The organism is Acetivibrio cellulolyticus CD2, assembly GCF_000179595.2.
In the GTDB taxonomy this organism is placed as follows: Bacteria; Bacillota; Clostridia; order Acetivibrionales; family Acetivibrionaceae; genus Acetivibrio; species Acetivibrio cellulolyticus.
Window position 1 is genome coordinate 424,729 of the sequence record NZ_JH556653.1, and the last position, 21,919, is coordinate 446,647.

The 21,919-nt window shown below is 37.4% G+C and carries 20 protein-coding genes and 2 pseudogenes; 8 read left to right on the top strand and 14 right to left on the bottom strand.

Annotation, left to right across the window (positions count from 1 at the left end; genetic code table 11):
* Positions 1–15: 15 nt before the first annotated feature.
* The gene (locus tag ACECE_RS0204105) at positions 16–969 is read left to right on the top strand and encodes a nitrate/sulfite reductase (RefSeq protein ID WP_010244440.1); all 954 of its coding nucleotides are present in this window, start codon (positions 16–18) and stop codon (positions 967–969) included.
* A 455-nt stretch (positions 970–1,424) separates the two neighbouring features.
* On the opposite strand, the gene ACECE_RS0204110 is transcribed toward ACECE_RS0204105, so the two are convergent.
* Together ACECE_RS0204110 and ACECE_RS29025 are read right to left on the bottom strand one after the other, a co-directional pair.
* Entirely contained in the window at positions 1,425–2,192 is a 768-nt protein-coding gene (locus ACECE_RS0204110; RefSeq protein WP_010244443.1) for an ABC transporter ATP-binding protein, read from the bottom strand.
* Positions 2,185–2,754: a FecCD family ABC transporter permease gene (locus ACECE_RS29025; protein WP_010244447.1), complete on the bottom strand. Its 570-nt coding sequence runs from the start codon at positions 2,752–2,754 to the stop codon at positions 2,185–2,187. Before ACECE_RS29025 ends, ACECE_RS0204110 begins: the two co-directional genes overlap by 8 nt.
* A gap of 182 nt (positions 2,755–2,936) precedes the next feature.
* Between ACECE_RS29025 and ACECE_RS0204120 the strand changes: the two genes are divergently transcribed.
* Positions 2,937–3,212 carry a hypothetical protein gene (locus ACECE_RS0204120; protein WP_010244450.1) on the top strand — a complete coding sequence of 92 codons (276 nt, stop codon included), beginning with the start codon at positions 2,937–2,939 and terminating at the stop codon, positions 3,210–3,212.
* Positions 3,213–3,344: 132 nt separating this feature from the next.
* Here the strand turns inward: ACECE_RS0204120 and ACECE_RS29030 are convergent, their stop codons facing one another.
* From ACECE_RS29030 to ACECE_RS26550, 6 genes are all read right to left on the bottom strand, one after another.
* Complete coding sequence (locus ACECE_RS29030) at positions 3,345–6,611, bottom strand: S-layer homology domain-containing protein (RefSeq protein ID WP_010244452.1); 3,267 nt, start codon at positions 6,609–6,611, stop codon at positions 3,345–3,347.
* A gap of 851 nt (positions 6,612–7,462) precedes the next feature.
* Positions 7,463–10,078, bottom strand: a complete 2,616-nt coding sequence (locus tag ACECE_RS0204130) for a cation-translocating P-type ATPase (protein WP_010244454.1) — start codon at positions 10,076–10,078, stop codon at positions 7,463–7,465.
* Positions 10,079–10,361: 283 nt separating this feature from the next.
* Entirely contained in the window at positions 10,362–10,919 is a 558-nt protein-coding gene (locus tag ACECE_RS0204135; RefSeq protein ID WP_010244457.1) for a hypothetical protein, read from the bottom strand.
* A gap of 115 nt (positions 10,920–11,034) precedes the next feature.
* Positions 11,035–11,571 carry a rubrerythrin gene (rbr, locus tag ACECE_RS0204140; RefSeq protein WP_010244460.1) on the bottom strand — a complete coding sequence of 179 codons (537 nt, stop codon included), beginning with the start codon at positions 11,569–11,571 and terminating at the stop codon, positions 11,035–11,037.
* 27 nt (positions 11,572–11,598) lie between these two features.
* Positions 11,599–12,018, bottom strand: a complete 420-nt coding sequence (locus ACECE_RS0204145; RefSeq protein ID WP_010244462.1) for a Fur family transcriptional regulator — start codon at positions 12,016–12,018, stop codon at positions 11,599–11,601.
* Between the two features lie 311 nt (positions 12,019–12,329).
* Positions 12,330–12,611, bottom strand: coding sequence for an ATP-binding cassette domain-containing protein (locus ACECE_RS26550; protein ID WP_010244465.1), 282 nt, complete (start codon positions 12,609–12,611; stop codon positions 12,330–12,332).
* Between the two features lie 194 nt (positions 12,612–12,805).
* Here ACECE_RS26550 and ACECE_RS0204155 point away from each other — a divergent pair, with 194 nt between their 5' ends.
* From ACECE_RS0204155 to ACECE_RS0204170, 3 genes are all read left to right on the top strand, one after another.
* Positions 12,806–13,486 (top strand): DNA/RNA nuclease SfsA, encoded by a 681-nt coding sequence (locus ACECE_RS0204155; RefSeq protein WP_010244468.1) that lies wholly within the window; start codon positions 12,806–12,808, stop codon positions 13,484–13,486.
* Positions 13,487–14,231: 745 nt separating this feature from the next.
* Positions 14,232–14,807 (top strand): cupin domain-containing protein, encoded by a 576-nt coding sequence (locus ACECE_RS0204165; RefSeq protein WP_010244473.1) that lies wholly within the window; start codon positions 14,232–14,234, stop codon positions 14,805–14,807.
* 140 nt (positions 14,808–14,947) lie between these two features.
* Entirely contained in the window at positions 14,948–15,439 is a 492-nt protein-coding gene (locus tag ACECE_RS0204170) for a hypothetical protein (RefSeq protein ID WP_010244476.1), read from the top strand.
* Positions 15,440–15,644: 205 nt separating this feature from the next.
* Here ACECE_RS0204170 and ACECE_RS0204175 read toward each other — a convergent pair whose 3' ends face one another.
* From ACECE_RS0204175 to ACECE_RS29035, 6 genes are all read right to left on the bottom strand, one after another.
* Positions 15,645–16,091: a staygreen family protein gene (locus ACECE_RS0204175; RefSeq protein ID WP_010244478.1), complete on the bottom strand. Its 447-nt coding sequence runs from the start codon at positions 16,089–16,091 to the stop codon at positions 15,645–15,647.
* 2 nt (positions 16,092–16,093) lie between these two features.
* Positions 16,094–16,687, bottom strand: a complete 594-nt coding sequence (locus tag ACECE_RS0204180; RefSeq protein WP_010244481.1) for a ferritin — start codon at positions 16,685–16,687, stop codon at positions 16,094–16,096.
* Positions 16,688–16,981: 294 nt separating this feature from the next.
* Positions 16,982–17,431: a hydrogenase maturation protease gene (locus ACECE_RS0204185; RefSeq protein ID WP_010244485.1), complete on the bottom strand. Its 450-nt coding sequence runs from the start codon at positions 17,429–17,431 to the stop codon at positions 16,982–16,984.
* On the bottom strand, positions 17,428–18,840 hold the full coding sequence (locus tag ACECE_RS0204190) for a nickel-dependent hydrogenase large subunit (RefSeq protein WP_010244488.1): 1,413 nt from the start codon (positions 18,838–18,840) through the stop codon (positions 17,428–17,430). Before ACECE_RS0204190 ends, ACECE_RS0204185 begins: the two co-directional genes overlap by 4 nt.
* On the bottom strand, positions 18,837–19,736 hold the full coding sequence (locus ACECE_RS0204195; RefSeq protein WP_010244493.1) for a hydrogenase small subunit: 900 nt from the start codon (positions 19,734–19,736) through the stop codon (positions 18,837–18,839). The genes ACECE_RS0204190 and ACECE_RS0204195 overlap by 4 nt, the downstream gene beginning before the upstream one ends.
* On the bottom strand, positions 19,733–20,185 hold the full coding sequence (locus ACECE_RS29035) for a cytochrome b5 domain-containing protein (RefSeq protein ID WP_010244496.1): 453 nt from the start codon (positions 20,183–20,185) through the stop codon (positions 19,733–19,735). The genes ACECE_RS0204195 and ACECE_RS29035 overlap by 4 nt, the downstream gene beginning before the upstream one ends.
* Before the next feature lie 178 nt (positions 20,186–20,363).
* On the opposite strand from ACECE_RS29035, the pseudogene ACECE_RS26560 reads away from it, so the two are divergent.
* The 3 genes and pseudogenes from ACECE_RS26560 to ACECE_RS0204210 form a co-directional block, all read left to right on the top strand.
* Positions 20,364–20,507: pseudogene (locus tag ACECE_RS26560) on the top strand (demethoxyubiquinone hydroxylase family protein); the annotation flags it as partial.
* Between the two features lie 561 nt (positions 20,508–21,068).
* Positions 21,069–21,365 (top strand): annotated as a pseudogene (locus tag ACECE_RS30005) (transposase); the annotation flags it as partial.
* Positions 21,366–21,456: 91 nt separating this feature from the next.
* The gene (locus ACECE_RS0204210) at positions 21,457–21,762 is read left to right on the top strand and encodes a hypothetical protein (RefSeq protein ID WP_010244500.1); all 306 of its coding nucleotides are present in this window, start codon (positions 21,457–21,459) and stop codon (positions 21,760–21,762) included.
* The last annotated feature ends 157 nt before the right edge of the window (positions 21,763–21,919 follow it).

Consider the following 21,919-nt stretch of genomic DNA (forward strand, 5'->3'; position numbering starts at 1 on the left):
ATGGAGGTTTTTATTATGGCATGTTTAACTATCAGCGCTGCTGACGAAAAAAGAGTAAAAGCTTTAGGATTTCTGAGCAACAAAGGAACTGATAACTTCTCAGGGAGAATCATTACCATAAATGGCAAAATAACAGCAGCTCAAAACAAATGTTTATCAGAGGCAGCTGAGCTCTATGGAAATGGTGTTGTAACTTTAACTACTAGATTAACAATTGAAGTTCAGGGAATTCCTTATGATAAAATTGAAGACTTTAGAACCTATATTGCTAAGGAGGGTCTTGTTACAGGCGGTACCGGTTCAAAGGTACGTCCAGTTGTCTCATGTAAGGGTACGACCTGTCAGTATGGTTTAATCGATACGTTTGGATTATCAGAAGAAATTCATGAGAGATTCTTCAATGGATATTCTGATGTTAAGCTTCCTCACAAATTCAAAATTGCAGTTGGAGGATGCCCTAATAACTGTGTAAAACCAGATCTAAATGATTTAGGCATTATAGGACAAATGATACCTAATTATGATGAGGATTCCTGTAATGGATGTAAAAAATGTTCCATAGAAGATACTTGTCCAATGAATGCAGCTAAAGTTGTAGATGGTATTCTTGAAATAAATAAAGAAATATGCAATAACTGCGGACGTTGCGATGGTAAGTGTCACTTCGACGCTATTGAAGACAGCAAGGTCGGGTATAAGATATACATCGGTGGAAGATGGGGTAAACTTGTTGCTCATGGAAAGGCTATTAGCAAGATTTTTACTAACAAGGACGAGGCTATGGATATAATAGAAAAGGCTATTCTTTTATATAGAGAACAAGGCAAAACCGGTGAACGATTTGCTCAAACTATTGAAAGACTTGGCTTAGAAAATGTAGAAGCTCAATTATTATCAGATAACCTTCTTACTAGGAAGAAAGAAATTCTGGAAGCAAAACTTCATATTGCAGGTGGTGCTACCTGCTAATTTAGGTGAAAGTGCTGATCTTGTCAGTTTGTTTTACGAATAAAGACGTATAGTCACATTTATTCGTAAAACAAACTATGGAAGATGTTTTTCAGCAGTTACAACCTAGGTTTCTATATATGGTCTTACATATTGTAACGTTCCTAGAACAAATGTGGCTGACACCCGTTCAAACTCATGTAGTGGATTGATTGGAATTAGTAAGTTTGAGAAAGTCTTTGTGAGAAAGATGGGTACTCGCCGCCGTGCAAGTGCATATTATTCCAAGAACTAAGCTACAAACCTAAGAGAATGTATGACTCGCTGCGGGTCGAATCAAACTCGCTTCGCTCAAACAGGTGATTCGACTTATCCTACGCTTCGTCTACATTCTCTAAGGCTCTTCGCAATGTTCTTTCCATAATATACACTTGCACTATTGTAGGTTGTGCTTTCATTTGAAGGTTTTTTAAATTCTACTTTAGATAAAACACATACTGCTTCTCACCTTTATCTTCAATTAACACCTGCGCAGAATTAATCTTAAAAATCCTATCAATTGCTTTACTCTCAAACACAGCTTGTGGTGTTTCATATATTACTACTTCTCCATTTTCCATCAAACAAATTTTATCTGAATAGGAAAGCGCATTACCTAAATCGTGAAGCACCATAATTATCGTTTTTCCCATCTGCTTTAACTTTTTTAGTATTTCTAGTATTTCAAGTTGATGATTAACGTCCAAATAGGTAGTTGGTTCATCTAAAAATATGATATCTGTATTCTGGGCTAAAACCATTGCAATATAAACCTTTTGACGCTGACCGCCGGAAAGCTCCTGAATATTTTTATCTATATATTTTTTTAGACTCATATTCTCTATAGCCTTTCTCACAATTTCCTTATCTTGTTTCTGTGGAGTACGGGAAAATCCCAAATATGGATATCTGCCGTGCATGACCAAATTAAAAACCGTTATATTAGGGATCATTCTAAGCTGAGGTAAAAAGGAAACCTTCTTTGCAAGTTCCTTGTTTGATATGTTTGAAATATCTTTGCCACTTATAGTAACGTTTCCACGAAAAGGTGCTAATAAGTTTGACGCTGTTTTTAATAGGGTAGTCTTTCCACAACCATTTTTACCTACTATGCTTGTAATACTACCTCTTTCAAAACCTATATTTATATTTTTAATTACTTCAACTTTATTATATCCCGCAGTAACATTATTTAATTTAATCATAAAGCAGACCTCTTTTGCCTTTTATTAATAAATAGATAAAGAATGGACCTCCCAAGAACGACATGATAATACCAACCGGTATTTCATAAGGTGCAAAGATAACTCGCGCAAGTAAATCACACAACAAAGTGAAAATACCTCCTAATAATGCTGATGCTGGAAGTAAAATTCTATTATCATATCCGACCAAAAGCCTTGCTGCATGAGGAACAATTAGTCCAACAAATCCCAATAAGCCAGCAAAGCTTATAGCGCTGCCTGCTAGTATTGCTGCAAGAATTAAATAGATAAAGCGTAACCTAGCTGCATTCAAACCTAAGGATCTGGCAAGTGAAATTACTCTTTGAGGCTTGTCTTTCAAATTAACCTCATTGTTTAATGAATCAACAAAGCTATAATAATACGTAATAGTAGAAGCTTCTTTTGTCTGGACTTTGCATCCTGTAAGGAGCTGTGAAAACAAGCTAATTATAAGTACTATATAAACTACACTTACTATTGATTTGAAGTTATTAACTCTCAAGCTATTGTTAATTTTTCTATTATTAAATACATTCTTCATTTATTCACACCTCGTAGTTGTTTACTTCTTTTATCATATTACTTTAGCTATTCATTGTAAAATATAATTATGTAATTATTATGATAGGTATTACCTATAAATTTTTGTCTTCCCTATGAAGCAAGGTTGACTTCGAAGTTCATGAAAACGGAAAGACGATTGCCTTAGGAAAAGTAGTTGAATTGGAGCCAGCGGATTTTAATGAAGTTGGAGCAAATATCAACAGTAGCAGTGAGAAGGTAAAAGCTTCTGAGCAAACCGATCAATCCAGTGACCTTGATCTTATTTCAGCAGATAGCCGCGTTATTGTCACGCTAACCGATAGAGGAACTCAAAAAGTGAATGTAATTAAGAAAATTCGCTTCACTCAGGACTTTACTTGTTCGCTAGGGAACCCTATGGTTCCCTTCGACGGATGCTTGCTGCTATTTTTCTCGTTAAAATGCAAAAAACCTTGATACACAAGGTTTTTTGACAAATTGTGACTAACAACTATGATTTTGATACAATTTTGCATTAATCGAATTCCGCTAAAAGTTTAGATTAATGCTAAATTGCAGTTACTACCACAGGAATTCCGGCATATTCTGTCAGTTAATCAATTTTGAATTTTGCAGAAGTCCGCGTACAATTACTGCAACTTCTGCCCTAGTTATGTTGTCTGTTAGCTCAAGTCTTTTTCCGTTCTTTCCCTTTACGATTCCAGTTTTCAAGCATGCTGATATACTCTCCTTTGACCAGTCTGCTGCTTCATCGGAATCTATAAAGACTTCAAGAATACTTTTCATCTCACCGTCTTTAAAATCAACCTTCAATCCAGTTATCTTCATCGCTCTTGCGATCATAGTCATGGCCTGTTCACGGGTAATTTTGTCATTTGGTCTAAAATTACCGTTTCCGTGCCCTGCGATAATTCCATATTCATAAGCAGTTTCTATATATGAGCAATACCATTCATCAGAACCTACATCGGTAAACGGATTCTTTCCTGTTCCAGATTTTAAGCCTAATCCTCTAACCACGATTGCCGCAAACTCGGCTCTGGTAATGTCTCTTTCAGGATCAAACGTATCTTCACTAATACCGCTGATAATCAGTCTGGAGCTCATATCATTGACTTCATCTTTTGCCCAGTGGCCTTCAACATCCTTAAATGTTTTTGGACTCCAGATAACTGAGTAGGTACTATTAGTCAAGCTGTTGATTTTTGCATAATGCTTTCCATCAATAACTATTATCGTTGTAGGAACATGTGAAAATGTTCCGTCATAATTCAGCACAATTCCTGTTGTGATTTTGCTCGGATCTACTCCCTCAGGAATTGCCAATGTCCTTTCCACATATCCGTTGAACTTAGATACATCAATGCTCTTATTTCCATTTGTACAAGTTATTTCAAAATCAACCGGTTTTACAACTACTTGATAGTTATTTTTACTTGCTGTATTCTGAACTATTTTTACAGTATCCTGAGGAGCATCCGCAATTTTAACATTTACTGTGATTTCCTTTAATTGAACCTCTTTGCCTATTTGAGATGAAATGCTATCAATGTTAATCTGTGATGCCGGCAAAGTATATGTCACATTATCGGTTTTAACCTCAAGGACTGCTTCTTTTACTTCCATATTCTTGACTGTCTGTCCATTCAACTCTCCAATAACAACATCTGCATCATTCTTTACAGGTATTGTAACAACTGCATTATTACCTTCTTTATTAAGTTTTTCTTCTATTTTTTTATCATCGACTGTAACCGTGATTACCGTCTTACCATCAACCTTAATAGTTGATGCTGTTGCAACAGTTTCGGCTTTTCCATTCACCTGTATTTCAACATAATTTTCAGCAGGTTTGGTTGGTTCTGTCTGAGTAGTTGGTGTTGTGTGTGTTGTGCTACTTATAGGTGTATAAGGTGTAACTGCATTGGATACTGCCGATTCTGCACCATTCCCTACAGCATTGATTGCTTTGACTGTAAAGGTATAGGTGATGCCATTTTGTAGTCCTGTAACAGTTATAGTTTCTCCTGTGCCTGTTGCTGTTATGGATCCCGGATTTGAAGTCACAATATATCCTGTAATTGGGCTTCCTCCATTATCAGTCGGTGCTGTAAATGTAACCGTTGCCTTACCGTTACCTGCTGTAGCCGATACGTTTGTCGGAGCATCCGGCACAGTTTGCGGTGTTGCACTCAATTCATTGGAATTAACGCTGTCTCCATCTATACTTGTTGATCTTACAACAAAATAGTATATGGTTCCATTTGTTAGTTCAGTTACATCACAGCTATATACTGATCCGGCAACTGTATTTGCTGGTATCGTATAAGAATCAGAGGTTGTGCTTGCATAAACCTTATATCCATTAGAACCTTCTGCTGCACTCCATGTAAGTGTAACACATCTGTCTCCTGCAACAGCACTCTGGAGAACAGGTGCTTCCAATGCCTGAGCTGTTTTTGTACCTGTCAGAAAAACAATTCTATCTGGATTTTCTCCATTGGATATTATCACTTTTCCGGTATGTGTTCCACTTTCTGGTGGAACATAAGTTACATCAATGTCTCCGCTTGTACCCGCTGCCAGGGATTCCCCAATGTCCGATCTGTCAATGGTAAATGCACCTTCTACAGTAATATCATTGATTGTGATGGTATCCCCTGAAACATTGGTAATAGTAACTGTTTTGTTTAAATCATTGATATCCGCATCAAAAAAGAGATTACTGTTTGATACGTTCAGGGTATACCCAGTCAGCAAACCTGCATATACTTTCATATAAACTTTCCCATCTGCCTTTTGGTATAAAAACATTACATCTCCATTGGTAGTATTGATTGCTGCATTTGCCATGGTAGATGCAGCAACTGTTGTAGCACCTCCAAAGTTCTCACCCATATCGTTGCTTACTTCAAACAATACATTGCCTTCATTAGTGTATCCTGTAACTACATTCCCATAATTGTCCGCACTTAACGACCTTCCCTGTTCAGAATCACAGACTCCAATGGAAGGACTGGTCTGTACTCCAGTGGACAGGTTGATTTTTTGAAAGTTCGTCCCCGAACCTGCAATCAGGAGATATTTGTTGATGCCACTGGAAGCAATGCTTCCAACAGAATACATAACACTTCCTCCGGGCACAACTGCTACTTCAAATGTTGCTCCATGATCAGTACTCTTATAATATTTAATTGTTGGATCATCTTTTTGAACAATAACATCCCCCGTTGAGAAATCCACATGTACATCACTAAAAACCATTTGTTCATTAAAATCATAGTGGGTAAAATCATCACCCTCGTTACCACTGGAATAGAAATTTTCGCCACACGAATCAATCATGTAAACGAAACTGCCATCTGTAGCCATATGAACATTGCCTCCCATTTCTCCAAGTGTAATTGGCCCCACTGTTGCGGGAACAGAAAAGGTAGCTCCATCATCTGTACTTTTACTAAGCTTGATATTATTGTCTTCCACCCAACACACGTAAACAGTCCCAGCAGATGATACGGCAATTTCCGCCTCATATTTGGATTCATAAACTGATACACTGGCCGCAAAACTATCTCCATTATCAGTACTTTTTGCAACACGTATACCCTCATTGCACTGATAAACAGCATAGATGGTACCATTTGGTGATACTGCAAGGTTTCTGGAGGTATTACCTTGTTCTATCGTGCAGTCTGTACCCGAATCACTAACCAGTACCTCCCCAAATCTGCTACTGTCAACTTCTGCAAATACAGGCTGTACTGGTAAAAACATAGCCAGAATACATACAATAACAATGAGCGAAAACGTACTTTTCATTCGCCTTTTCCCTCTTCTTTTTTGCTGCTTCAACATAATATAGCCTCCTTTTTTTCATGATGATTATATACTCCACAAATCTCCCATTAATAACAAGGCTTATCAACAAACTAACAAGGAGAAGAACAATAATTAATCTAATCTTTATATATCTCTCATCTTCACCAACCTTCTCATAAGCTTCATATTGTTTTATCGGTTCAAGTAATTCATTAGATTATACGCATTTGTTAAATAAAGCAAACATTATTCGACTCACCAAAAGGTGATATTTGCCACAAATTGAGTTTTTCTATAATATCTTCACAAGAGGCCCCACACACTCAAAGAGTGTATCGCCTGCTCTATTTGCAAATTAAATATTATTATAATTTTCTGTTCTTCTTATTGAAATGACAAGAATGATGAGATCTTTTTTACTAGAAATAAACTCCCTTTCAACAGTTGAGTGGAATTGATTAATTCTGAGGATAGGCTTTTTTTAATTCTTCTGCTGTCATAAAACTGCCTGGATTCGACGCATCAAAGAAACAAAGATCTCAGTTAATTATCTCCGAATACAAATCTTTAACTCCAAGAAACGGTAGATACTCTGATCAACAAATTAAAGCAAAAGAAGACTTCTATAAAAGGTTTATTGCATTATAAAAGGACTACAATATAATTGTAGTCCTTTTTGGCTAATCTACTATCAAATGATACAATGCACACCCCCCCTGTCAAAAGTTCAACGATTCTAGATAAGGGGTGTGCATTTTGGCTTAGGGGTGTGCAAGATAAACAAGTATTACTCTTCATTGTATCGTTCTAATTGATGTAGTCGCTTATCCCTTTCTACCACTACAGACCAAGGAGGATAAGCCGATTCAGGTGCTTACTTATGTTTTTCAAGCCTTTTTATATTTAAAGACTCGACTAATACGTTTGATAACCTGAACAACAATAAGAGGCACTATTGATAAAAGTGCAATGCTCATATATTGCTGATTCGTTAAGATACTTATTTCAAAGGTTTTATGCAAAGGCTGCAGGAACAACACCGCTGATAGCAAAAGAGTTCCTGATATCAATGCAAGGTAGCTATATTGATTAACCCATAAATTTTTCAAAGTAAGAGGTGCATCAAATCGGCAGTTCAAGCCATGTACAAGGCGAGATAAGCTTAATGTCGCAAAGGCCATTGTCATTCCTGCTCCCTGACCGCCATTTTGATAACCTAAATAATAAGCAATCATAGTGACAAGAGCAATAATTGACCCTTCTAAAAGCACATGTAGTCCAAAGGCCTTATCAAGAATTGGCTTCTTGGCATCTCTTGGCTTCTCTTTCATTAATCCCCCATAGGCTGGCTCGAGACCAATGGCTATTGCAGGTAAACTGTCAGTTAAAAGATTTATAAAGAGTAAATGAACCGGGGAAAATGGTGCCGCCAAACCAACAACGGATGCATATACAACCGACAAAATCCCTGCCGTATTGCCTGCCAACAAGAATCGTATAGCATTTTTGATGTTGCCAAAAATGCTACGGCCATTGTTTATCGCTTTGACAATAGTAGAGAAATTATCATCGGTTAAAACCATACTTGCAGCGTCTTTTGCAACTTCAGTCCCGGTAATACCCATAGCAATACCAATATCCGCCCTTTTGAGAGCCGGAGCATCATTAACACCATCCCCAGTCATGGCAACTACATGACCGAGAGCCTGCCATGCACTAACAATACGTATCTTGTGCTCCGGTGATACCCTCGCATAGACGGATGTTTTAGGCACCAAAGCAATCAACTCCACCTCGGAAAGGTGTTCAATATCTGCTCCTTCAATTGCTTGTTCGCCTTCTTTTAGGATGCCGATTTGTCGCGCTATTGCAGATGCAGTGACCTTATGATCCCCAGTAATCATAATTGGTTTAATTCCAGCTTCCATACAGCTTTCAACAGCTGCTTTTGATTCAGCCCTTGGCGGATCCATCATGGCGACTAATCCAAAAAGAATCATCTCCTCTTCATGTGCAAAGGTTAAGGTTTGCTCCTCTACTTCTTTCCATGCAAAGGCTAATACACGCAAGCCTTGATTGGCCAGTTCAAAGTTCATCTTATTATAAATGTCTTTATCCTGCTGTGTAATAGGACGAACACCTTCTGCTGTCTCAATATGTGATGAGCGTTCTAAAAGGACATCCATAGCTCCCTTAGTGAAAACGACAGCTTTGCCATCAATGTGCTGTAATGTAGTCATAAGCTTTCTATCGCTATCAAAGGGCAACTCTGAAATGCGTGGCGTAATTTCACGAACAATCAATTCGTCCAAATGAAAGCGTTCTCCAAGGTCAACCAAGGCAATTTCTGTTGGATCGCCAATTTCTTTCTCTTTCGTTGTAATTGCATCACTACATAAGAGCCCCGCAATTACAAGTTTATGATGAAGTCTATTTTCCTTATTTATATCATTAACATCAATCAGCTTGTTATCTGTAAAAATCTTTTGAACTGTCATCTTGTTCTGCGTTAATGTACCTGTTTTATCAGAACATATTATTGATATACTTCCCAAGCTTTCCACGGAATGCAGCTTTCGAATGATCGCATTTTCTTCAGCCAGTTTTCTGGTACCCAGTGCAAGAACGATCGTAACGATTGAACTTAGTGCCTCTGGAATTGCCGCTACTGCAAGGGATATGGAAAACATAAGTGAATCCATAACAGGCGTGCCTCTATACAGGCTCATCCCAAAGACGATGGCAGAAATAATGATGATCAGTAGAGCAAGCTTCTTTCCGAAACGATCCAGATTTTCCTCGAGCGGTGTGGCTTTTTCTTTAGCATTCTTTAACAGAGATGCAATGCGCCCTATTTCTGTACCTTTACCAACACCGGTGACCACAGCCCTTCCTCGACCATAGGTAACATGACTGCTGGAAAAAATCATATTCACTTGATCACCTATAGCTACATCATCTTTACTAATAGGCTCTGTTACTTTTTCTACACTAACCGACTCACCTGTTAAAGCACTTTCACTCACCTGCAAACTGTTACTTTCGATAAGTCTTGCATCTGCTGCGATAAAATCCCCAGCTTCAACAATCAAGATGTCACCAACAACAACGTCCGTAGAAGGAACTTCAATCACCTTGCTCTCACGCAGAACCTTTGAGCTTGGTGCCGAAAGAGCCTTCAGGCTTTTTAGTGATTGCTCAGCCTTAATATGCTGTACCGTACCAAGTAAAGCATTAAGAATTAGTACAGAAATAATGACTAGTGTACTCTCCAATTTTCCCATCATTGCCGATACACCGGCTGCTATCATCAGTATGATAACAAGAAAGTCTTTAAACTGTGAGAAAAAAATAATAACAGGAGATTGACTCTTGCTTTCTTCAATTTGGTTGCTGCCATAGGTCTCGCGCTGTTTATTTATGTCTTTATTCGTTAAACCAGTAACCTGGCTATTTGTCTGTTTAACCACTTCTTCATACTTCATTTGGTAAAAAGATTTCATTCCAGTCCTCCGCGTATCAAAGTCAGCTTCTTAAGATACCTTCATCCCATTGAAAAAATTCTGCAATAAGAATAGGGCTTATGCAAAATAGTATTGATTATACAAAGCCCTTTTATAAGTATACCTGAAGATACCTACTGCAATAAATCGGCTCTCTGTGGCTGATGTACCTAATATCAACCAAGGGCCACATCAAGGGCCATCATTATCATAAAACCAATTGCAAATCCTATCGTCCCAATATTCGAAGCCTCAAAAAGATATATTGTTTAGACAAAAATTCTTATCTGCAAAATGAGCTTTCTATTTTATTTAATACTTCTTTTTCTTCTTTTGATATTGAGTTTATACCAAAAAATCCCCCCTCAGCTTCTGCAACAAGGTTTACATGTAATAAAATTTCAGTTTTAAAATGCTTAATTTCTTCTTCGTTCATTTTTATACATAAAGATTTTATATAATGTTGCCATACGTCAAAAAGAGAGTCGATCGGTTTGCGACTAAGCCATTCTTCTAGCAATGCATAATCTACGCTTTCATCCGTCCACCCAAATTTGGCTACTGTATTTAAAATCATTGTTTTCTCATTGGTACTTACAACATTATCGGCCCATGCTACTTCAATGAGCGGAATAAGTGCAAGAGAAGCAAGTGTTTCAGGTCTAATATTTAATGCTATAAATTTATCCAAAATCATTTCATCTTGAATACCTGAAACCTGCTTAAGTGATTCTTTGGTTTCCTTCATTGCTTGCATTTCCCTGTATTTTTCCCGTATGCGTGCGTTTTCTTTGAAGAAAAACAGCTCTTCCAGACTGTTTTTATAGTTTGAGTTTTCCATAGTATACCTCCTCATTTTTTGTTCAAGTATTTTACTTATCGTTTGACATGTAAATTCCTCCTTTAATTTTATTTTTATATTAAGCTATAAGCTTAAATACCTTACATGAATCAAATTAATAGTTTTCTTTTCTTACTTCAAAGAAGCTTTTTGGATGTGCGCAAACAGGACACATCTCAGGAGCCTTCTTACCCATTACAAGATGTCCGCAGTTACGGCATTCCCACATGGTTTCTTCTGATTTTTCAAAAACCTTTTGCATTTCAACATTTTTAAGAAGCGCACGATATCTTTCTTCATGAGCCTTCTCAATTTTTGCAACCATTCTGAACTGTGCTGCAAGTGCAGTAAATCCTTCTTCCTCTGCATCCTTTGCAAAGCCTTCGTACATATCAGTCCACTCGTAGTTTTCACCTTCAGCAGCATGAAGCAGATTGGTAGCTGTGTCTCCGAGTTCTCCAAGCGCCTTAAACCAAAGTTTCGCATGTTCTTTTTCATTATTTGCAGTTGCTTCAAATATAGCTGCAATCTGCTCGTAGCCTTCTTTTTTGGCAACTGATGAAAAGTAAGTGTATTTGTTTCTTGCCTGTGATTCACCTGCAAATGCTGCCGCCAAGTTTTTTTCGGTTTTTGTTCCTTTTAAATTCTGCATTCTTTTTTGCCTCCTTCGATTTTGAATTCATTTATTTTCAATGCACTTAGGGCATATCCCTTTAAAATAAACACCTTTTTCTTGTATTTGAAATTTCTCTAATCCTTCACTCTTAAATTCATCAATCTCAACTGCAAAATCGTAGATTTTTCCGCACTTTTTACATTTAAAATGCCCATGATTGAACAATATAGCATCGTACCTTATTTCATTTTCCTCAATATAAAGCCCACGTAGAATTTTTGCTTCTAAAAAAAGTGTTAATGTACTGTAAACTGTCGTTTTTGACAACATTGGTATCTCTTTAACAACATCTTTAAATATCTCATCCGCTGTTGGATGGTTATTATTATTTGCAAGATATTCAAGAATTTTTATCCTCTGAAAAGAAGGTCTTATATTATTTTTTATCAAATATTCGGTTATATTTTCAATTTTCCCATCCACGAGAAGCCCTTCCTTCTTGTCAATAATGTATAATTAAAATGGTTTCATAACTGTAATGATTACAAATATATTGTAGTCATTTAAAATTTACTTGTCAATATGCAAGACAAACCCTGGCTGTAATTAGTAAAAAACAATCCAGAGAGCTGATCATATCTCGCCAATTGGCGGTTTGTAATCAAACACATCTACTTCCATTTCAACCATTTTAAAGATGAGGTGTTCATTTTGCACGCCCCTTCCCAAGTATCGATTTATATAAGGTTTTAAAGAAACCGCTGATTTACAACATTCTCGACTTCAAAACACTTTTAATTATGATCATGAAAATGCCTATGTTCTCTACTCCCATGAAAATGATAATATTCATCAACCAAATTAACTTTTTTTAATAACTCGATATCTTCCAGTATTTCTTCTGTAGGTAGGTCAGCTACAATAGTATGTGTTTCATCAAATAGAATTGATCTGTTTGATATTTCATGTAGAATCTCAAGATTATGTGTAGAAGTTATCAAGGTTTTTCCTGCTTTATTCAGTTTGTTTAAGAAATCAACTAGCCATCTCTGTGTCTTTGGGTCAAGTCCGTTCATAGGCTCATCTCAGAGAAACAATTTTAATTTCTTCATTGAAGGCCATACTACGATATCACCCTTGCACCTCTGATTTGCTTTGCAAGGGCGATATCGTAGCGATGACTGATATTGATTATTAGGATGTTGGACTTTTATATATCTAAAAAGGGGCTATCAAGCTTCATAGCGGAAGAAAAAGGAGCATAAGACGTGTGATTCCATTGGAGAAGCCCACAGAGGGCATATTTATAGAAGAGCGAAAGAACCGCTTTATATGTGAGGTTATGGTGGAGGATGAGGCCATAGAATGCTATGTCCCATCCTCCTGCCGTCTTGATAATTTTATTGATTTACATGGTAAACGAGTGCTTCTACTCCCGACAGAAGCACCGAACGCAAGGACAAGGTTTTCATTGTTTGCTCTTCCATTCAAACGTAATCATATTTTGCTGAACATTGGAATGGTCAACAGGGCGGTTGAGCATGATATTAAAAGAAGATGCTTTTCCTCTCTAGGCAAACGTTCAGAAATATATAGAGAGCACAAAATTGGTTCATATAAAAGCGATTTATATATTGCCAATACTAGAACCCTGTTGGAGGTCAAAAGTGTGCTTTCTTTAGGGAAGGATGCGGTGTTTCCATCGGTATTTTCTCAAAGGACACTCGATCAGCTTAAGGAGATATCATCTTTAATGGACAGTGGCTATAATTCGGCACTTGTCATTGCTTCCTTGAGTCCTTATGTAGAACAGATACAAATTGACCATGCTTCACTGTTTTATGAAGCATTAAATCCCTGCATTGATAAGGGCATGCAGCTACTTGCTGTATCTTTGTATATTTATCAGGGTGTTGCAAGAATCAAGAAAAAAATCAAAATAGCATTGTAGCTCTAAAAGGCAAAGGAAATCCTTATGTTCATCCTCAGCTTCTGACAAGGGGAATGTTAGCAGACTTTATATGTTTAAATGGAAAAGAGGATGTAGCATAATAAGTATAATTTTGCACAACGAGAGAAGTGGCCAGTTATCCAATTTTTAACGATTTCATCAAATTTTCAACGATTACCCTATTACTATGCACACCCCATCTATCTTTCAACGATTACCATACTGCATTATTACTGAAATAGACCTGGACTAACCTATTTGTCTCCTAAAAACAACTCTGTAACCTAAAATCTTCTTGCCGGCAAGCAGGAAAAAGCTTTATTACTGCCGTTTCAGAGCAAAACAAAAACCATCAATTGATAAAATCTTTTTATCAATTGATGGTAGTTAATATGTCTAAAATGAGCGTCATTGATACAATTTAATTTTTCCTCGATTGTTGATTTTCCGAGTGGGGTGCAAATTGTATCGGGGGGTGCATCCAAAATTGCGAACACCTAAAGTCTCACCAAAGCAAAAACTTATTTTTAAAATGTTCCTCTATACCAGTTGTCATGAGGAAACAGCGAAGATGTTACTTGCACTTTTTACTTTTGCTCGTACAAGGAAACATATAAATAGCTTTTGGGCTGATTTTATGTTGATGAATCAAGCCTTTGTAAATTCACATTTCTATGAATCAATGCACATCTCTTTTACATAAAACATATAATAATACTATAAGCTTATGAAAGGAATGAATGCTATGTATCAATACCCTTATAAAGCTAATACTCCAATGCGTGACGCATATAATATGTACCAGTGTCCGTACTTTGCCAATATCCCAATGTATAACCCTGATTTACGAAACCAGTTTCCTAACCAATATCTTCCTAATACGAATCAAACTAAAACCAGTACCCCAATTATCTTAAAAGACTACGGACCTTGTCCGTTTGTAGTTGATATTGATGAGGCTACCAAACAAAACAATAACTTCCGTCTCGCTTTATGGACAGGAAAGTATTTGCAGCTTACCTTAATGAGTATAAATGTTGGAGAAGACATAGGTTTGGAGATCCACCCAAACCTTGATCAATTCATACGTATTGAAGTAGGCCAAGGCATTGTAAAAATGGGTGATTCGAAAGACAGGTTGGATTTTCAAGCTAATGTAAGCGATGACTATGCTTTTATTATACCTGCGGGTAAATGGCACAACTTAATCAATACAGGCAGTACGCCACTGAAATTATATTCTATTTATGCACCACCTCAGCATCCACATGGTACAGTTCACAGAACTAAAGCAGATGCGGAAGAAGCACATGATCACTAATATCTAAGAACTATATAAAAAGCTTTAGAAGATTTCGATGATCACTTCTAAAGTTTTTTATATAATAACACTCAAGGGTAACATAATATATTAATGTTTCATATTCTATTGTAGAGTATTTATGATACGGAGGAAGAAAAATGGCGACTTTTGGTTCTTTTTTCGGCATTGTTACCACGATCAGCGATTTCTGGACAGGAAGTGAATCACCATCAGGATGTTATAAATTAATGACAATCCAAAACAGAGATGGAAATACGGTTAACTTCGTAATAACGCCAACTACCTACTTTGTAAATCATGTAATGATATCGGTTGGAGATCCGGTAATCGGATTTTATGATCTCAATGCTCCTGTCCCGTTAATATATCCCCCACAATATCGGGCAATTGTAATGGCAAGGGTTACACAAAATCAAAACATAAAGGTAGATTTTTTCAACACCCAATTAATCAGTAGTGATGGTATATTAAAGCTTATAATTAGTTCCCTTACTCAAATAATTCAAGAAAATGGTCAACTGTTTACAGCTAATATTGCAAACAGGAATTTAATTGTAATTTATGGAGCACCAACAATGAGTATTCCTGCCCAAACGGTGCCTTATAAGATTATTGTCATGTGCCAGTAGGTGTAATTCATAGTAATCCTATTATAAATTAATAATTTCAAATTTGTTGTAACTTGCAAAAAGACATGTACTGAAGTCCCTTTGCTTATATAGCATTCACATAAGTTAGCAACATCATAACTAAAAGGGTACTAAAATTAAAACCAACTTTCTATTGAAAAATCAAATTCTCATTGAAAGTTGGTTTTATTAAAGAGATATCGCATTACTTATAATCATTAGGAGTACCCCAGTTTTCAAACCGGTTATATTCCGGGTTTGTCGAGTCAAAATGTATCCATATCGGTGCATTGTCCAACTCTGGATGTGCAGCAAAGAATCTTCTATCACCATACCTGATAGCTTCCAAAGCCAATGGCAGCTCACGCCTGAAAACAGCGTTACGCACTCCAGATACTGCTGGACCGAACTGACCATCTACATACACATATACATATAGGAACTGAAATCTATTATTTGTTCTCCATTCTGCAAGCACTTCATCTCTCATGGCATTTACCTTATCATAGGCAAACTGCAGACCTATAGTGAGAAAGAGGTCTGCAGTTATATCTGAGTGTGTTAATGTATACTTACGTCCTATTATAGGTTCAGTCATTGTAACTCCTGGTCTGAATTCAACGTATAATTTATCTGGATTCAGTTTCTCCATAATTATCCTCCCTGTCCAGGAGCTGCAGGTTGTGCTGCCATTTGCCCATACTGCTGATCCAGCATTAAGAGCGCAGCAGAATTTCCGCCTGTCATTTTTATCTTATCAATAATCTCTGCTGGAACTGCTTCCTCGTCTACTTGCTCATCAATTGCCGTGCGTATAACACTCTGGCTTTGAATGTCATTCTCCCTTATCGCAATATTCAAGGCCTGTGTGTAAGTCTTTGTCACGAGTTGTTCATGCTCAAGCAGTGCTTGGAAGGTATCCAAAAGCGAACCGAAATTTACAGGCTGGGCTGGAATTTGCTTAATTTCTACAACACCACCTCTTCTGGATAAGTAATTTATGAGCGTATCCGCATGTTTAAGTTCTTCCGTATACTGAGCTCTTAAAAAGCTCCCGAAACCACTAAATCCATTCCTATTTAAATAATTGGACATAGATATATATAAATAGGCAGAGTTTAAATCTACCTGTATTAAATCATTGATTACCTTTTGCATGGACGGACTTATTCTTGAAGTTTCTCCTTGGCGCACAGTATATCCTATAACCGGTCCATTAAACATTGGTTGTGTGTTGTACTGCTGCACATAAGGGCTCCATTACATAGGTGAAGGATACATAGGATAAGCCTGCTGTCCATTTCTCATGTCATTACTATACATAATTTTTCCCTCCATAAAATAGTTGTAATGTATCAATCAAGCTTAGAACGCATTCAACATATACCCTGCATCCGTTTTGTAATACAAATAACTGTATAAGAAGGATCTTGACTTGAACACTGTCCTGCAATACATAGAGTATGCTCGTTATACCTTTACATAATATTTTATGCATAGAAGATTAAAAAGGTTCTTGTGTCAGGGGTTATATATGCACCTTCACCGAACATGGGAAGTAATTATGTTTTCTATCCCCTCAACAATTTTGAAAAACTGTTCCTGAAGAATTGCCGACAAACCAAAGGAATAATTAATCTCATATGGTTCAATACCAAAAAACAGACCTTCAATGCTTTTACCTGTCATTTCAATTTCGCTGAGTAAATGTGAGTCATGAATTGATATTGGTTGTATGGGATTCTTAAAGACTTGCTCAAGCGGAATGGTACTTATTTCTCCGGGCTCTTTACTAAGACAAGCTGCATCTACAACGATTATATATGTTGCTTTTTTGATATAATTCAGGCAGTAGTAAATATCGGTTTCTCCAATGACATAGCGGATATCGGGATTTGTGTTTCTCTTTTCCAACTCTTCTACTACATACACACCAATCCCGTCATCCATCATTAACCGGTTTCCGATTCCAAGGACAAGCACTTCTTTCATGGTATCACTTGTATGCTTTTAATACACTCCCCCTTTGAATATACATGGGTTGCACAGGATACGCAAGGATCAAAGGAACGTATGATCCTCCCCAGTTCAACCGGGTTGTCAAGGTTCTGTATTGTTGTTCCCACCAATGCTTGTTCAGAGGTTCCTCTCAAATTGTTATTTCCACGGGTGGAAAGGTTCCATGCGGAAGGAGTTATTATCTGATAAAAAGCAAGCTTTTCATTATCAATTTTAAGCCAATGTCCAAGAGCTCCCCTTGTTGTGTCTATAAGACCTCCCCCTGCTGAGGAAGTTGGAATAGCATATTCCTTCTGTACAGATACTCCAGGAATTAAGTTTTCTATAAGTATGCTTAAAATTTCTGTGATTTTCTTTGCTTCCAGAACTCTCGCAACAGTTCTGTCCATTGTGGATATCCCATTTCTATATTCACCAGAGAGCCATTGTCTTGCCAGAGGTCCTACTTCATAGGGCATACCATTATATCGAGGAGCCTTTACCCAGGAATACCCTTGTCTTTTACTCATTTCTGCTTCCGGCACTGTATCCATAGGCTTATATTCATCCATCTTATCCTGGTACCATGAGTAATCAATCTCCTCAGTTATTTCACCTGGATTAAACATATTCACCTTTCCCTGCGAGTAGACTAAAGGATTCACATAAAGAGTCCCAAGCTCCTTATATCCGTTGAAACACCCATAGCTCAGAAGGTTTCCATATCCTCCACCAATTTTATAGTAATCACTATAATACCGGGCAATGGTGTAAGCATCCGGTACCATTCTGCTAATTATAAATTGCTGTATGGTATGTAATATGGATTTGATTTTGATAATCCTGTCTGTCGTTGCCTGAGTAGTAATTCCACCCACAAAAATCCCGTGATTATGTGGTGCCTTCCCTCCGAGTACTGCAAGCATTTCATGAGCACTCCTGCTGATATCCAGGGACTCGAAATAGTGAGCAGCTATCTCATCATTTTTATCTTTAGGAAGTCTGAAATCATTATGATCCGTCACATATAGCGGGTATTTGTCTGGTAGCCTAACGAAATCAGGGATAGTGTATTGATAAAAATGCCTAATGTGGTTTTGCAGGAACTCACACCCATGAAGGATATCGCGCAGATACCTTCCTTGCTCGGTTGGAACAACACCCATCGCAGCTTCAAGAGCAAGGGTTGATGCCATGGAGTGGGCTGTAGAGCATATGCCGCAGATGCGCTGTGTAAAATATACAGCATCAAAAGGATTTCTTCCTACAAGCATCTTTTCAAACCCACGAAAAAGCAGTCCCTCAGTTTTAACATCAACCACTGTATTATTTTCAATTGTTGCATCTATCTCCATGAACCCACTGATTCGAGTGACTGGGTTTATAACAATCCTCTTTGTCATTCTTTTACCTCTCTTGTAGTATTATAGGTGATGAACGGTTCCATTTGATCTGGAAATCCAAACTGGGCACAGCCAATGCACGGCGTGTCATCTTCGATGGGCCAGTTCACATACTGGTTCCACTTTCGTACCGGGCAGTCAATACGGGTAACAGGTCCCCTGCACCCTAACTTGAACATACAGGTGCTTTCACCCAGCTTCTTTGCAAAAATTCCTTTATCAAAAAACGATCTCCTGGGGCAACGGTCATGGATTAAGGTACTGTAAAACAATAACGGCCTATCCCTGCTATCAAGCTCGGGCTCACCGTATAGGAGAATATGTGCCAGTGTTCCTAAAAACCAGTCCGGATGGCAAGGGCATCCCGGAAGCTTTATAACCTTTCTTTTTAGTACACTTTGCACACTGACACATGCGGCAGGGTTTGGTTTAGCTGCTGAAACTCCCCCATGAGTAGCACAGGCCCCAAGTGCTATAACATGTGAAGCTTTTTCTCCCAGCAGCTTGATTGCCTTAAGGGCAGTAACAGGCTCACCCTTCCATCGGCCGATCACATTATATAGACCATTATTTCTTGTTGCCACCGCTCCCTCTACTGCAAGAATATACTCTTTATCAGTAATGCCTATTAATTGCTCCATGGCACTTTCACCTTCAGCTGCCATCAAGCTATTATCATAGACAAAGTCGGTCATCTGAGAGATTAAATATTTGAAATCAGGATTTGATCCATCCAAAAGTGAAATGATGTTTCCTGAGCAACCTGTTAGTTCAAGCCAAACCAGATTCTTCTTAACCAAGGTACCATTTCTGATTTCATCCTTCACTTTATTAAATAAATCCGATGCTGTCTGAAGACGGGCAGCATACTCGGGACAAGTCTGTGTTGTATTCATCCAATCAACTTCCCAACCACTTTTAATTTGTTTAATATGGTCTGTCCTGCATGGCATGATGCAAATTCACTTGTTAAGTCTTTTCCCGCCGTAAGGCCAAAGTGTGATGCAGCAGCCCAGGCAGCATTATTTGTGACATCATATATTGTTCCGTTCACTGCCACATAAGCAGGATTTCCATTTTTTCCGTTAAACTTCGCCAGTTCCTGAAGTATAAGGTCTCTTTGGTTCTGCTGGTTCTGTTGTGGCAAAGCTGCAGGGCTTACCTGCATCTGACAGCATATCATGCCACTTAAAAAATCAATCTCGTTCATTTTTGCCCTGAGTTGATACAGAAGCATATTTCTGGTGTACATACACGGTGCTGCATATACTAAATTAATATAGTTCTCCACTTCTGCGGTAATTGTTTTTATCCTCTCGCATATAGTGTTATCATAGCAATTCATAAAACCCACTCCTACAAATATATTAATTTAGTTGAATAAATATTAGCTCATTAAAACAGAACAGATAAAGATAATATATACTATGCTGCACTTACTGCTTCAGTTACTCAAATTAATACATATAAATTTGTACTTTGCGAAAGATAAATGTTAGACTCTTAAAAAAGGATGTGTTTTTATGGCCCTTTTAGGAAACCCTTTTGTGGCAAATATACCAAGACAAATGTCTAATGATGAATTGGCTCAGGCGCTGCGAGTCGATATTGCAGGAGAACTTGAAGCAATCATCGGATATGAGGCTCACGAAATGGCAACAAATGATGTAATCGACGGCCGCTATCCTCTAATTCTTCCCGAAGTTGATACTCTAAATGAAACTATATAGGTAAAACGAGGCGAGATGATCACTACAGAATATTCCATTTCAGGCATAAGATGGTTGTTGCCATTTTTTACCTTAAACAAATATGCAAGACCATCTTTCCTTTTGCATATTTGTTTAAGGTACGTAAAATTGCGACCCCCTATATAAATAAAAATATCATTTCAAACCTTTTAACGATACCTAAACCTTTTAATTATTCCAAAGAATTTATTTAAAGGGGAGTATAAAATAACTATACCGGGTTCGTAATTTACAAATTATACCACCATTAAAGTTCGTTTTATCCCCAATACAAACGCAAATATCACCCAAAGTGCTTAATACAAACCGTTTCATGGCAAAATAAAAAACTGCCATTGTATCAACGACAGTCTTTTAATTTGGTCAGGCTGTCCGAAAAGTCCACAAAAACAACCTTTTATTTAACACATTATACCATAATTATGATATAATGTATATAATACAAATTATGTGAGGGCATTATGAAATATATACAAGGTCAGGATCATAGATGCTTTTGTTGAAAGTCTTCAACTTACAGAAACCGGCTTTATCCATTCTACTCCAAATGAAACAGGAAGACCACCCTATTCGCCAAAGGACATGCTCAGATTGTATGTATATGGTTACTTCAATAAAATACGCTCCAGCCGGAAGCTGATGATAGAATGCACAAGGAACATTGAACTATTCTACCTCCTTAGAAAACTTACGCCTGATTTCAGAACTATTGCAGATTTTCGAAAGGGCAACGCAAAAGCCTTAAAAAATGTGTTCCGTGCTTTTGTAAAGCTATGAGTGTACTAGTTCTAATGGCCCTAAAACAGTAAGCTTCGGACCAAATACAAAATATGTACCTGTCCATATGTAAGGTAGTCCAGGCTGTATGTTGAACCCAATTCCTCATGACATTCCTATGAATCCATTCAATCACACTCTTGGTAGAAAAGATTTCTCTACTAAAAAGAAAATCGTTCTTAAAATCAAGGAAGATATTCAAAAGATAAAAGAACTAATGTGCCTGTCTGAACATCCTTTTGGAACAGTCAAATGGTATCATGGAGCACATTATCTATTATGCAAGGGTAAAGAAAAAGCAACCGCAGAGCTGGGACTTAGTTTCCTTGCCTATAATATGAGAAGAGCAATAAATATGGTGGGAGTAAGGAAATTAATTCAAGCAATACAATAAGGATTCAAGATAAAAAAGATAAATTCATAAAAAATAGCAGCAAAGTATAATGAAAAACATTAAATTTTGCTGCTATTTTTCTCATTAAAATGCCAAAAACCCTTGATACACAAGGGTTTTCAGACAAATTGTGTCTAAAATGAGCGTCATTGATACA

Excerpts from the sequence above, each read along its gene's own strand:
- ACECE_RS29030 (WP_010244452.1), bottom strand. The coding sequence starts at position 6,611 with ATGTTGAAGCAGCAAAAAAGAAGAGGGAAAAGGCGAATGAAAAGTACG.
- ACECE_RS0204175 (WP_010244478.1), bottom strand. The coding sequence starts at position 16,091 with ATGGAGAAACTGAATCCAGATAAATTATACGTTGAATTCAGACCAGGA.
- ACECE_RS0204170 (WP_010244476.1), top strand. The coding sequence starts at position 14,948 with ATGGCGACTTTTGGTTCTTTTTTCGGCATTGTTACCACGATCAGCGAT.
- ACECE_RS0204210 (WP_010244500.1), top strand. The coding sequence starts at position 21,457 with ATGTTGAACCCAATTCCTCATGACATTCCTATGAATCCATTCAATCAC.
- ACECE_RS0204185 (WP_010244485.1), bottom strand. The coding sequence starts at position 17,431 with ATGAAAGAAGTGCTTGTCCTTGGAATCGGAAACCGGTTAATGATGGAT.
- rbr (WP_010244460.1), bottom strand. The coding sequence starts at position 11,571 with ATGCAGAATTTAAAAGGAACAAAAACCGAAAAAAACTTGGCGGCAGCA.
- ACECE_RS0204165 (WP_010244473.1), top strand. The coding sequence starts at position 14,232 with ATGTATCAATACCCTTATAAAGCTAATACTCCAATGCGTGACGCATAT.
- ACECE_RS26550 (WP_010244465.1), bottom strand. The coding sequence starts at position 12,611 with ATGAACGGACTTGACCCAAAGACACAGAGATGGCTAGTTGATTTCTTA.
- ACECE_RS29035 (WP_010244496.1), bottom strand. The coding sequence starts at position 20,185 with ATGAATTGCTATGATAACACTATATGCGAGAGGATAAAAACAATTACC.
- ACECE_RS0204130 (WP_010244454.1), bottom strand. The coding sequence starts at position 10,078 with ATGAAATCTTTTTACCAAATGAAGTATGAAGAAGTGGTTAAACAGACA.
- ACECE_RS29025 (WP_010244447.1), bottom strand. The coding sequence starts at position 2,754 with ATGAAGAATGTATTTAATAATAGAAAAATTAACAATAGCTTGAGAGTT.
- ACECE_RS0204110 (WP_010244443.1), bottom strand. The coding sequence starts at position 2,192 with ATGATTAAATTAAATAATGTTACTGCGGGATATAATAAAGTTGAAGTA.
- ACECE_RS0204105 (WP_010244440.1), top strand. The coding sequence starts at position 16 with ATGGCATGTTTAACTATCAGCGCTGCTGACGAAAAAAGAGTAAAAGCT.
- ACECE_RS0204195 (WP_010244493.1), bottom strand. The coding sequence starts at position 19,736 with ATGAATACAACACAGACTTGTCCCGAGTATGCTGCCCGTCTTCAGACA.
- ACECE_RS0204190 (WP_010244488.1), bottom strand. The coding sequence starts at position 18,840 with ATGACAAAGAGGATTGTTATAAACCCAGTCACTCGAATCAGTGGGTTC.
- ACECE_RS0204135 (WP_010244457.1), bottom strand. The coding sequence starts at position 10,919 with ATGGAAAACTCAAACTATAAAAACAGTCTGGAAGAGCTGTTTTTCTTC.